The sequence below is a fragment of the Serratia ureilytica genome, assembly GCF_013375155.1.
In the GTDB taxonomy this organism is placed as follows: domain Bacteria; phylum Pseudomonadota; class Gammaproteobacteria; order Enterobacterales; family Enterobacteriaceae; genus Serratia; species Serratia ureilytica.
Window position 1 is genome coordinate 158,296 of record NZ_JABXOF010000007.1, and the last position, 11,957, is coordinate 170,252.

Below are 11,957 nucleotides of genomic sequence, written 5' to 3' on the forward strand. Positions count from 1 at the left end.
GCGCGCTACGCGCCCGATAGCGGCTACAGCAGCGGCTCCATCTCCAACAGGATCTGTTCGCACCATTGCTGCAGGCGCTCTTCGCTCAGGTCGTATTGGTTGACCTCATCGAGCGCCAGGCCGACGAAGTGTTTGCCGTCGGCGCTCAGCGGTTTGGGGCTGGTGAACTCGAAGCCCTCAGTTGGCCAGAAGCCGATGAACTGCACGCCCAGCGGCGCGATGTGATCGTGCAGCATACCCAGCGCGTCGAGGAACCACTCGCCGTAACCGAGCTGATCGCCCATGCCGTACATGGCGACGATCTTACCTTTCAGATCCAGCGCCGGCAGCTGCGGCCAGATCGCTTCCCAGTCTTCCTGCAGTTCGCCGAAATCCCAGGTCGGGATGCCGAGGATGAGAATGGAATAGTCCTCCATCAGCTTGGGCGAGACGTCTTTCAGGTTGTGCAGGTCGACCAGGTCTTCACCCAGAATCTCACGGATTTTTTCTGCCGCCATCTCGGTGTAGCAGGTGCTGGAGCCGTAAAACAGACCAATCTTCATGTGTAAACCGTTACGTTGCTGTTTAGAGAATTGCAGCGAGTATACCTGATTTGCGTCGGCTTAAGGCATAATGGCGCGGGTGGAAATGCAACGAAGAGAGGACCGCGTGCAACAGCAAGACAATGCGCTGATTGAGCAATTCCTGGATGCGCTGTGGCTTGAGCGCAATCTGGCGGAAAATACGCTGGCCTCCTACCGGCTGGATTTGCAGGCCCTGGGCGCCTGGCTTGGCCAGCAAAACACCGACTTGCTGCAGGCGCAGGCCTTGGATCTGCAGGCGTTTCTCGCCGAGCGGGTGGACGGTGGCTACAAGGCCACCAGCTCTGCGCGCTTGCTGAGCGCCATGCGTCGCCTGTTTCAGTATCTGTACCGCGAAAAGCTGCGCGCCGACGATCCCACCGCACAGCTGGCGTCTCCCAAGTTGCCGCAGCGTTTGCCGAAAGATCTGAGCGAGGCGCAGGTCGATGCGCTGCTGCAGGCGCCCTGCGTCGATCAGCCGCTGGAGCTGCGCGACAAGGCGATGCTCGAGGTGTTGTACGCGACCGGGCTGCGGGTCTCTGAGCTGGTGGGGTTGAACATCAGCGACGTCAGCCTGCGTCAGGGCGTGGTGCGGGTGATCGGCAAGGGCAACAAGGAGCGGCTGGTGCCGCTGGGCGAAGAAGCGGTCTACTGGATCGAAAATTATCTGGAGCACGGTCGCCCGTGGCTGGTCAACGGCCAGACGCTGGATGTGCTGTTCCCCAGCAACCGGTGTCAGCAAATGACCCGACAGACGTTCTGGCATCGCATCAAACACTATGCCATCCTTGCGGGCATCGACAGCGAGCGTCTGTCGCCGCACGTGTTGCGGCACGCGTTCGCCACCCATTTGCTGAACCATGGGGCCGATCTCCGTGTCGTACAGATGTTGTTAGGCCACAGCGATCTCTCGACCACGCAAATTTATACTCATGTAGCGACCGAACGACTGAAACAGCTACATCAACAGCATCACCCGCGCGCCTGAGCGGCGGGTTCGAAAGGATTGGAACAATGAAAAAAGGTTTAATGCTGCTCTCTCTGCTGGTGGCTTCGGTGGCCGGCGCCGCCCATGCCGATGACGCGGCGATCAAAAAAGCGCTCGCCAGCCTGGGCATTCAGCAGGCGGACGTGCAGCCTTCGCCGGTCAACGGCCTGAAAACCGTGCTGACCGACAGCGGCGTGCTGTACGCCTCCGAAGACGGCAAGCACATCCTGCAGGGCCCGCTGTTCGACGTCAGCGGCAAAGAGCCGGTCAACGTGACCAACCAACTGCTGAGCACCAAGATGGACGCGCTGAAAGATCAGATGATCGTTTACAAAGCGCCGAAAGAGAAACACGTGATCACCGTGTTCACCGATATCACCTGCGGTTACTGTCACAAACTGCATCAGCAGATGAAAGAGTACAACGATCTGGGCATTACCGTGCGTTACCTGGCGTTCCCGCGCCAGGGGCTGGCTTCCCAGGCTGAAAAAGACATGCAGTCGATCTGGTGCACCGCCGACAAGGCCAAGGCGTTCGACGCCGCCATGAAGGGCGACGCCGTTTCTCCGGCGACCTGCAAAACCGACATCAGCAAGCATTACGAGCTGGGCGTGCAGTTCGGCATTCAGGGCACGCCGGCCATCATCCTGGAAAACGGCATGATGATCCCGGGCTATCAGGGGCCGAAAGAGATGGCCGCCATGCTGGACGCGCATCAGGCCGCCACCAAAGCCGGTGGTTAATCGCCGGTGAGTATCAAAACGCAACTACGCCGCCGCCCGGCGGCGGACGACACGCATCTGCCCGCCAGTTTGCCGCCGCTTCTGCGTCGGCTTTACGCCCTGCGCGGCGTGCAGGCTGAGCAAGAGCTGGAGCGCGGCGTTAAGGGCATGCTGCCCTGGCAACAGCTGGACGGCATCGACGACGCCGTCAGCCTGTTGCAGCAAGCGCTGGCCGACGGTCGCCGCATCATGGTGGTGGGCGATTTCGACGCCGATGGCGCCACCAGCACCGCGCTGACGGTGCTGGCGCTGCGCAGCATGGGCGGCGCAGCCGTCGATTATCTGGTGCCTAACCGTTTCGAAGACGGTTACGGCCTGAGCCCCGAAGTGGTGGAGCAGGCGGCGGCGCGCGGCGCAGAACTCATTGTTACCGTCGATAACGGCATCTCCTCCCACGCCGGCGTCGACGTGGCGCACGCCAAAGGCATGCAGGTGCTGGTGACCGATCACCACCTGCCGGGCGAGACCCTGCCGGCGGCTGAAGCGATCGTTAACCCCAACCTGCGCGGCTGCGCCTTCCCGTCCAAATCGCTGGCGGGGGTAGGCGTGGCGTTCTACCTGATGCTGGCGCTGCGAGCCCGGCTGCGGGACAGCGGCTGGTTCGAGCAGCGCGCGCTGGCGATGCCGAATCTGGCGGAACTGCTGGATCTGGTGGCGCTCGGCACCGTGGCCGACGTGGTGCCGCTGGACGCCAACAACCGCATTCTGGTGTATCAGGGGTTAAACCGTATTCGCGCCGGCAAATGCCGACCGGGCATCCGCGCGCTGCTTGAGGTGGCCAACCGCGACGCCCGCCAACTGGCGGCCAACGATCTCGGTTTCGCCCTCGGCCCGCGGCTCAACGCCGCCGGCAGGCTGGACGACATGTCGATCGGTGTGGCGCTGCTGCTGAGCGACGACATCGCGCAGGCGCGCATGCTGGCCAACGATCTCGATGCGCTGAACCAGACGCGACGCGAGATAGAGCAGGGCATGCAGGTGGAAGCCCTGCAGCTGTGCGATCAGCTGGAGCGCACCAGCACCGAGCTGCCTTACGGGCTGGCGATGTATCACCCGGAATGGCACCAGGGCGTGGTGGGCATCCTCGCTTCGCGTATCAAAGAGCGTTTCCACCGCCCGGTGATCGCGTTCGCGCCGGCGGGTGACGGCATCCTGAAAGGCTCCGGCCGTTCGGTGCCCGGCCTGCACATGCGCGATGCGCTGGAGCGGCTGGATATGCTGAACCCCGGGCTGATGATGAAGTTCGGCGGCCACGCGATGGCGGCCGGGCTGTCGCTGGAAGAGGCCAAATTCGACGAATTCCGCCAGCGTTTTGGCGAGCTGGTGGGCGAATGGCTCGATCCGGCGATGCTGGAAGGGGTGATCTGGTCCGACGGCGAACTGGCGATGCAGGAGCTATCGCTGGCCACGGCGGAGCTGCTGCGCGAGGGCGGCCCGTGGGGCCAGGCGTTCCCGGAACCGACCTTCGACGGCAAGTTCCGCATTCTGCAGCAGCGGCTGGTGGGCGAAAAACACCTGAAGCTGATGGTGGAACCGCTCGGCGGCGGCCCGCTGCTCGACGGCATCGCGTTCAACGTGGACACCACGCTGTGGCCGGACAGCAGCGTGCGCGAGGTCGAACTGGCCTACAAGCTCGACGTCAACGAGTTTCGCGGCAACCGCAACGTGCAGCTGCTGATCCAGCATCTTTGGCCGCGCTGAGGCGAAATTGAACACAATTCGGGGATTGGGCTCTCCAATCCCCTGCATCCTTCCCGATCGCCACAAAAACTGACCAACTCGCTATAAACTGCCGCCCGGATCCGTTAGAATTAGCGGTTCCAATGGCATTCCGCCATCGACGACATCAACGTAAAAGAACGAAACCATGTTTGAAATTAACCCGGTAAAAAACCGAATTCAGGACCTGTCCGAGCGGACTGCGGTTCTTAGGGGGTATCTTTGACTATGATGCCAAGAAGGAACGCCTAGAAGAAGTCAACGCCGAGCTGGAACAGCCGGACGTTTGGAACGAGCCGGAGCGCGCACAGGCGCTCGGTAAAGAGCGCGCCGCGCTGGAAGCCATCGTTGAAACCATCGATCAGCTGGAGCAGGGCGGCGAAGACGTCGGCGGGCTGCTGGAACTGGCTGTGGAAGCCGACGATGAAGAAACCTTCAACGAAGCGGTCGCCGAGCTGGATCAACTGATGAGCAAGCTGGATCAGTTGGAATTCCGCCGCATGTTCTCCGGCGAATACGACAGCGCCGACTGCTACCTGGATATCCAGGCCGGTTCCGGCGGCACCGAAGCGCAAGACTGGGCCAGCATGCTGCTGCGCATGTACCTGCGCTGGGCCGAAGCCAAGGGCTTCAAGACCGAAGTGATCGAAGAGTCCGACGGCGACGTCGCGGGCCTGAAGTCTGCCACCATCAAGATCATCGGCGACTACGCGTTCGGCTGGTTGCGCACTGAAACCGGCGTGCATCGCCTGGTGCGCAAGAGCCCGTTCGACTCCGGCGGCCGTCGCCATACCTCGTTCAGCTCGGTGTTCATCTACCCGGAAGTCGACGACGATATCGATATCGAAATCAACCCGGCGGATCTGCGTATCGACGTGTACCGCGCCTCCGGTGCGGGCGGTCAGCACGTCAACAAAACCGAATCCGCCGTACGTATTACTCACCTGCCAACCAACATCGTGGTGCAGTGCCAGAACGACCGTTCTCAGCATAAGAACAAGGATCAAGCGTTTAAACAGCTGCGAGCCAAGCTGTACGAGTTTGAGATGCAAAAGAAAAATGCTGATAAGCAGACGATGGAAGACAACAAGTCCGACATCGGCTGGGGCAGCCAAATCCGTTCTTACGTGCTGGATGACTCCCGCATCAAGGATTTGCGCACCAACGTCGAAACGCGTAACACGCAGGCCGTACTGGATGGCGACCTGGATAAATTCATTGAGGCAAGTTTGAAAGCCGGGTTATGAGGAATAGAAATGTCTGAACAACAAGTACAGGGCGCCGATCAGGCGCTGGATCTCAATAACGAACTGCAGTCCCGTCGCGAGAAACTGGCCGGCCTGCGTGAGAACGGCATTGCGTTCCCGAACGACTTCCGTCGCGACTCCACCTCCGACAAACTGCACGCCGCGTACGGCGATAAAGACAACGAAGAGCTGGAAGCGCTGGGCGTAGAAGTGACCGTCGCCGGCCGCATGATGACCCGCCGCATTATGGGCAAGGCATCCTTCGTTACGCTGCAGGACGTGGGCGGCCGCATTCAGCTGTACGTCGCGCGCGACGATCTGGCTGAAGGCGTGTACAACGAGCAGTTCAAGAAGTGGGACCTGGGCGATATCCTCGGCGCGCGCGGCAAGCTGTTCAAAACTAAGACCGGCGAACTGTCGATCCACTGCACCGAACTGCGTCTGCTGACCAAAGCGCTGCGTCCGCTGCCGGACAAATTCCACGGCCTGGCGGATCAGGAAACCCGTTACCGCCAGCGTTACCTGGATCTGATCGCCAACGAAGAATCGCGCAACACCTTCAAGGTGCGTTCTCAGGTGATGTCAGCTATCCGTAACTTCATGGTGGAACGCGGCTTCATGGAAGTCGAAACCCCGATGATGCAGGTGATCCCGGGCGGCGCGTCGGCGCGTCCGTTCATCACCCACCACAATGCGCTGGATATCGACATGTACCTGCGCATCGCGCCGGAACTGTATCTGAAGCGTCTGGTGGTCGGCGGCTTTGAGCGCGTGTTCGAAATCAACCGCAACTTCCGTAACGAAGGCGTTTCTCCGCGTCACAACCCAGAGTTCACCATGATGGAACTCTACATGGCTTACGCGGATTACAAAGACCTGATCGAGCTGACCGAGACGCTGTTCCGCACCCTGACCGAGAAAGTGCTGGGCACCTCTCAGGTGCAGTACGGCGACGAAGTGTTCGACTTCGGCAAGCCGTTCGAGAAGCTGACCATGACCGAGGCGATCAAGAAATACCGTCCGGAAACCGATCTGGCTGACCTGGCCGACATGGGCAAAGCGGTGGCCATCGCGGAATCCATCGGCATCAAGGTTGAGAAGAGCTGGGGCCTGGGCCGCGTCGTGACCGAGATCTTCGAAGAAGTGGCGGAAAGCCATCTGATTCAGCCGACCTTCATCACCGAGTACCCGGCTGAAGTGTCGCCGCTGGCGCGCCGCAACGACGTGAACCCGGAAATCACCGACCGCTTCGAGTTCTTCATCGGCGGCCGTGAAATCGGCAACGGCTTCTCCGAGCTGAACGACGCCGAAGACCAGGCGCAGCGCTTTGCCGATCAGGTGAACGCCAAAGACGCCGGCGACGACGAAGCGATGTTCTACGACGAAGACTACGTCACCGCGCTGGAGCACGGCCTGCCGCCGACCGCCGGTCTGGGCATCGGCATCGACCGCATGGTGATGCTGTTCACCAACAGCCACACCATCCGCGACGTGATTCTGTTCCCGGCGATGCGCCCGCAGAAATAATCGCGTTTAGCGTGCAACAACCGGTGCGGGCAACTGCGCCGGTTTTTTTTCGTCTGCAGGACTTAACCGCTTAAAACATCGACAGTTACGCGCCATCTCCGCTTGCCCGCCGCCGATAACCGGTTATAATGCCTGTCGCACACCGATGCGGGTGTAGTTCAATGGTAGAACGGCAGCTTCCCAAGCTGCATACGAGGGTTCGATTCCCTTCACCCGCTCCAGTACCCCCTCATAAAAGCATCCTGATTCTCCAAAACGTTACCCCAACCCAATCCTTTGCACATGTAAGCATTATTTCTGGTCGCCCGCCATCCCACCCGCATCATCAGCGCCGCAGGGAGGAAGGCAGGGCAAAAAAATGCCGCCCCTGGGGACGGCATGTCGGCATTCAGCGCACCAGATGCAAGAAATGCAGATGCTTTTCGTACTGGTCGAGAATATCGTTGATCAACTGCTCCTGATTCCAGCCCATGACATCGTAGTTCTGGCCGCCTTCTTTCAGGTAGATCTCCGCGCGATAATATTTGTGCTGCTCGGCTTGCTGTTCATCATTATCCAGCCCGGCCAGGGCGAAGGTCGGCGAGCTGTAGCCGCGCAGTCTGACTTCATAGATAAAGTTAAGCTCATCGCCTAAATCAACCTCGAAACGAATGCGATCTTCCGCGCCGGTGTTGATACTGCTGAGCGTGCCTTGCTTACTCAGCTCCTCCTGCACCAGCGTCATGGCCGACTGGATGACTTCGTCCATAAAGCGCTTAACCAGCGAGCGCTTTGGCAGATAAGCGATATTACGCAGCCTGCGCTGCCAGGGGATAGGATTGCGGGCGGCGGTAGGGGCGATGGTGGCCATATTCTGGCTGTCGCGCTTGGTCAGATCGCGACGCAGCGCCTTAAGCAAACCGTAAATGGATATCAGCAAGATGGCCGAGAAAGGCAGCGCGCTGGCGATGGTGACGGTTTGCAGCGCGCTGAGCCCCCCGGCGATCAGCAAGGCGATGGCGACGATGCCCATCAGCGACGCCCAGAAAATGCGTTGCCATACCGGCGTGTTGCTGGAGCCGCCCGAAGCCAGCGTATCCACGACCATGGCGCCGGAGTCGGCGGACGTGACAAAAAAGACGATAACCATCGCCATGGCGATAAACGAAAGCACGCTGGAGAATGGGAAATGCTCCAGGAAGTTAAACAACGCCAAGGCCACGTCTTGTTGTACCGTAGCGGCGAGATCTGTCGCGCCCTTTTCCATGATGAGGTAAATGGCGCTGTTGCCGAACACGGTCATCCACATGAGGGTGAAGCCGGCCGGGACGAACAGCACGCCCGTGACAAATTCGCGGATGGTTCGGCCGCGGGAAACCCGTGCGATGAACATCCCGACGAAAGGCGACCAGGAGAGCCACCACCCCCAGTAGAGCAGCGTCCATCCGCCTAGCCAGTTGCTGGATTTGGGTTCATAGGCATACAGGTTGAAGGTTTTGCTGACCAGCTCGGACAGATAGCCGCCGGTATTTTCCACAAAGGATTTCAACAGCAAAACGGTTGGCCCCAACAGCAAGACCAAGGCCAGGAGCAACAGCGCCAGGCTGAGGTTCAGCTCCGACAGAAAGCGTATGCCCTTCTCCAGCCCGGAAACCACGGAAATGGTGGCCAGCCCGGTAATCACCACGATTAATATCACCTGAACGGTTTCGTTGATTGGCACGCCAAACAGGTGGTTAAGCCCGGCGTTGACCTGCAATACGCCATAACCCAGCGAGGTCGCGACCCCGAATACGGTGCCGATGACGGCGAAGATATCGACGGCGTGGCCGATAGGGCCATAAATGCGATCGCCGATGATCGGATAAAGCGCGGAGCGCAGGGTCAACGGCAGGCCATGCCGATAGCTGAAGAAGGCCAGAATCAACGCCACGATGGCGTAGATTGCCCAGGCATGCAGCCCCCAGTGGAAAAAGGTCAGGCGCATGGCTTGTTTGGCCGCCTCGATGCTCTCGGGCGTGCCGACCGGCGGCGAGAGATAGTGCATAACCGGTTCCGCCACGCCGAAGAACATCAGACCAATGCCCATCCCCGCCGAAAACAGCATGGCAAACCAGGAGTGGTAGCGAAAATCGGGTTGCGCATGATCGGGGCCAAGTTTGATGTCGCCGTAACGAGAAAGCCCCAGAAACGTCACGCTGAGCAATATGAGCGCCACGGCCAAAATATAAAACCAACTGGCGTTGGTGAAGATTTGTTGCTGCAGAAGCTTGAAGTTTTTGTCAGCGACGTCGGGGAAAAAGGCGGCGAAGGCGACCAGAAGAAAAATGAGGACTGCAGAGGTGAAGAATACCGCTTTGTTGATATGGCTTTGCGGCTTATTTAAGGAGGTGTCTTTCTCACTCATAAATTGATTTATTCCATTTGTTTGATTATCGCCCTGAATGGAGGAAAGGTGGTGACTGTAATATCGTAGCAAAATAGTCGGGCTGGCGCAGGAGGCCGACGCCGCTCTATAGAGCGGAATTACCGCTGTCTCTGTGCGGTAATTCCGAATAATTCACGTTGCCGTTAGTTAAATAAAAAGGCCAATAACCCCGTCACCTTATTCTTATTTTCCCATCCCTCCAATTTCATGCAGGCATTAACGTGTTCTTTTCTGCGCATTTCATTACGGTCCGAAGGAAAAACGACGCCGTGAGTATTGGGGATATCCGCACCGTTGATATTCATGGAGGAGAATACAGGCGAGCGGGTGTCTAAAGACAGGCTCACGGGATAGCGTTGTTCGGCTTCTTGTCGGCAGCTTGCTCTGGCGGCTTCAAGGGGTGTCGGAGCCGCCGTTTGCGCTTCCCACTTTTCCGGCGTAGCGCAGGAAGACATCATCAACGCGGCGGTGATAACGGCATATTTTCTCAACGTTAAAATCCCTTTTCAAAAAAATCCCGCCTATTCTACCCAACCCCTCAAACAGGGGCAGCGTTATTCACGTTTAACGCCTCCGGCGAGACGCACGGCTATTCATGCGGTGTGGCCCGCCGGAAAACCGGGCAGGCCGTTATGGCGCATTAACCGAGGGTCTCCTTGGCGAGTATTTCAAACAGCGTATCGATCTCATCAAGGGTGTTGTAGTGCATCATGCCGATGCGCAGCACGCCGCCGTCCTGCAGCCCCAGTTGCTGAATCAGGCCCAGCGCATAGAAATGTCCGCTGCCGGCGCAGATGTTGTGGTGCCCCAGCCGTCGGGCGATCGCGTCGGGCGCCTGGCCGCTGAAGGTCAGGGCGAAGGTCGGCGTGCGGCGTGCGCTGTCCGCCTGCGGATTGCCGTAGAGCCGCACGCCGTCGAGTTGCTGCAGCCGTTGCAAAAAGTGGCGGCACAGCGCCTCTTCATACCGGTGGTAGGCGGCGAAGCTCTCCTGCAAGCGCTGCCTTAACGGCGCGCCGGGCGTGCCCCACTGCGCCAAATACTCGATAGCGGCCGCGACGCCGGCCAGCGCTTCGAAGCTCTGCGTGCCGGTCTCGAAACGGCCGGGGCCGACGTCGGTGGCCGGTTCGACTTTGTACGGACGCAGGCGCTGCAGCCACTGCGGCGCGATGTAGGCCATGCCGACGTGCGGGCCAAAGAATTTGTAGGCGGAGCACACCAGGAAGTCACATCCCAACGCCTGCACGTCGATCAGGTTATGCGGCGCGTAATGAACGGCGTCGACATACACCTGCGCGCCCACCCGATGCGCGGCTTCAACGATGGTTTTGATATCGACGATGCTGCCGGTGACGTTGGACGCGTAGCTGACCGCCACCAGACGCGTGTTGGCGTTGATGCGCGCGCACACTTTTGCCGCGTCGAGAGAACAATCGGCGCTCTCCAGCGCTATCTGATGCACCACGGCGCCTTTGTCGGCGGCGGCCTGCTGCCAGCTGGAGACGTTGGCGTAGTGATCCAGCGCGGTGACGATGACCTCATCGCCGTCCCGCCAATCGCGACTGATGATGCGGCTGAGATGAAAGGTCAGCGTGGTCATGTTCATGCCGAAGACGATGTTGTCGGGCGACGGCGCATTTAACAAGGCGCGCACCGATTCGCGCGCCTGACTCATCACCTCGCCGGTAACCCGGCTGGAGAAGTAGTGCCCGCCCAGGTTGGCGTTGTACTTCCCCAGGTAGTCGGTCATTTTTTCCAGCACGCCCTGGGAAACTTGCGCACCGCCGGGGCCGTCGAAAAAGATCGCCGGTTTGCCGTCGATCTGCCGGGACAGGGCGCTGAACTGGCGTCGGGCGAGCTCGGGGGTAAAGGTCATGCTTTCTCTCCCCGAGCGGTGAGGACGAAGAGATCCAGATAGCCTTCTTCATTCGGGCTTACGGTATTGATCGGCGTGGCGTTGTGCCACAGTTTACTGTCCGCCAACAGCACGGCTTCACCGTCGGCCAGCGCTTTTTTGAAGAAAGGATCGTGGCGGCTGTCGTCGTACAGCATGATTTCGCCGCCGACGATATTGTGGCGGTGAATGGCGATCATCGCGATATGGTCGAAACCGTCCTGGTGAATGCCTTCCGGCGCCACCAGCGTATCTTTTTGGATGGCGACCACGCGCATCTGGTGGATCTCTATCTCGGCGCCTTCCGGCAGTTCGTTATTTTCGGCAAACAGGTTACACATCTCCGCCATGCCGGCGCTCTGCAGCACGGCGCTGTCGATAGGCTCGAAGCGGCGCACCACGTTGCCCTGGAAATGGTTGATCTGATCCGACTGCATGAAGGTGCGCGGCCCCACTTCGGCGATGTTGGGGTTGAGGTATTTCACGACGGAATAACGGCGCAGGCGATATTTGCCGTCGGCATGTTGCGTGTGGGGCAAGGAAGAAAATGAGGGCATCAGCTCTTGGGTGGCTTGCGGGCTTAGTACAGTCATACTTATTACGTTTTCGTGTTTCTGTAACATAATCACCTCTAATAATAATAATTTCTGATGTTGTAGGGGGTAATTCGATTGAATTGTAGACGACTCTATAACCAACGCAATGTGGGGTTGGCGAGGTGTGATGGCGGTCGTAAAGTGGGGAGAGCGCAAAAAGATAACGTGGCGAAAAGTCGGCTGATGCGGCGGTGAAACGGCGCGGCATCTTGCCCGCACCGGCAGGTATCAAGCGATGGG

At 59.4% G+C, this 11,957-nt stretch carries 10 protein-coding genes and 1 tRNA gene; 6 read left to right on the plus strand and 5 right to left on the minus strand.

Annotation, left to right across the window (positions count from 1 at the left end; translation table 11 throughout):
* Positions 1-23: 23 nt before the first annotated feature.
* Complete coding sequence (gene fldB, locus HWW83_RS14450) at positions 24-542, minus strand: flavodoxin FldB (protein ID WP_033635825.1); 519 nt, start codon at positions 540-542, stop codon at positions 24-26.
* A 106-nt stretch (positions 543-648) separates the two neighbouring features.
* Between fldB and xerD the strand changes: the two genes are divergently transcribed.
* The 6 genes from xerD to HWW83_RS14480 all read left to right on the plus strand — a co-directional run bounded on the left by xerD (position 649) and on the right by HWW83_RS14480 (position 7,044).
* Complete coding sequence (gene xerD / locus HWW83_RS14455) at positions 649-1,548, plus strand: site-specific tyrosine recombinase XerD (RefSeq protein ID WP_033644935.1); 900 nt, start codon at positions 649-651, stop codon at positions 1,546-1,548.
* 26 nt (positions 1,549-1,574) lie between these two features.
* The gene (gene dsbC / locus HWW83_RS14460) at positions 1,575-2,291 is read left to right on the plus strand and encodes a bifunctional protein-disulfide isomerase/oxidoreductase DsbC (protein WP_033644784.1); all 717 of its coding nucleotides are present in this window, start codon (positions 1,575-1,577) and stop codon (positions 2,289-2,291) included.
* A gap of 6 nt (positions 2,292-2,297) precedes the next feature.
* A complete protein-coding gene (gene recJ, locus HWW83_RS14465) occupies positions 2,298-4,031 on the plus strand; it encodes a single-stranded-DNA-specific exonuclease RecJ (protein ID WP_096242573.1) in 1,734 nt (577 codons plus the stop codon).
* Positions 4,032-4,197: 166 nt separating this feature from the next.
* Positions 4,198-5,296, plus strand: a protein-coding gene (gene prfB / locus HWW83_RS14470) for a peptide chain release factor 2 (RefSeq protein ID WP_096242572.1) whose coding sequence is annotated in 2 segments (ribosomal slippage) — positions 4,198-4,272 and positions 4,274-5,296 — 1,098 coding nt in all. Because the reading frame shifts where the segments join, the coding sequence is not laid out codon by codon here.
* 9 nt (positions 5,297-5,305) lie between these two features.
* The gene (gene lysS, locus HWW83_RS14475) at positions 5,306-6,823 is read left to right on the plus strand and encodes a lysine--tRNA ligase (protein ID WP_004931697.1); all 1,518 of its coding nucleotides are present in this window, start codon (positions 5,306-5,308) and stop codon (positions 6,821-6,823) included.
* Positions 6,824-6,970: 147 nt separating this feature from the next.
* Positions 6,971-7,044: transfer RNA gene (locus tag HWW83_RS14480), tRNA-Gly, on the plus strand.
* Positions 7,045-7,211: 167 nt separating this feature from the next.
* Here HWW83_RS14480 and HWW83_RS14485 read toward each other — a convergent pair.
* From HWW83_RS14485 to HWW83_RS14500, 4 genes are all read right to left on the minus strand, one after another.
* A complete protein-coding gene (locus tag HWW83_RS14485; protein ID WP_033644786.1) occupies positions 7,212-9,209 on the minus strand; it encodes a BCCT family transporter in 1,998 nt (665 codons plus the stop codon).
* Positions 9,210-9,373: 164 nt separating this feature from the next.
* Positions 9,374-9,721 (minus strand): hypothetical protein, encoded by a 348-nt coding sequence (locus HWW83_RS14490; RefSeq protein ID WP_052752701.1) that lies wholly within the window; start codon positions 9,719-9,721, stop codon positions 9,374-9,376.
* Positions 9,722-9,870: 149 nt separating this feature from the next.
* Positions 9,871-11,103, minus strand: a complete 1,233-nt coding sequence (locus HWW83_RS14495; protein WP_176589385.1) for a cysteine desulfurase-like protein — start codon at positions 11,101-11,103, stop codon at positions 9,871-9,873.
* Positions 11,100-11,714: a 2OG-Fe dioxygenase family protein gene (locus HWW83_RS14500; protein ID WP_223524591.1), complete on the minus strand. Its 615-nt coding sequence runs from the start codon at positions 11,712-11,714 to the stop codon at positions 11,100-11,102. The genes HWW83_RS14495 and HWW83_RS14500 overlap by 4 nt, the downstream gene beginning before the upstream one ends.
* Positions 11,715-11,957 lie beyond the last annotated feature (243 nt).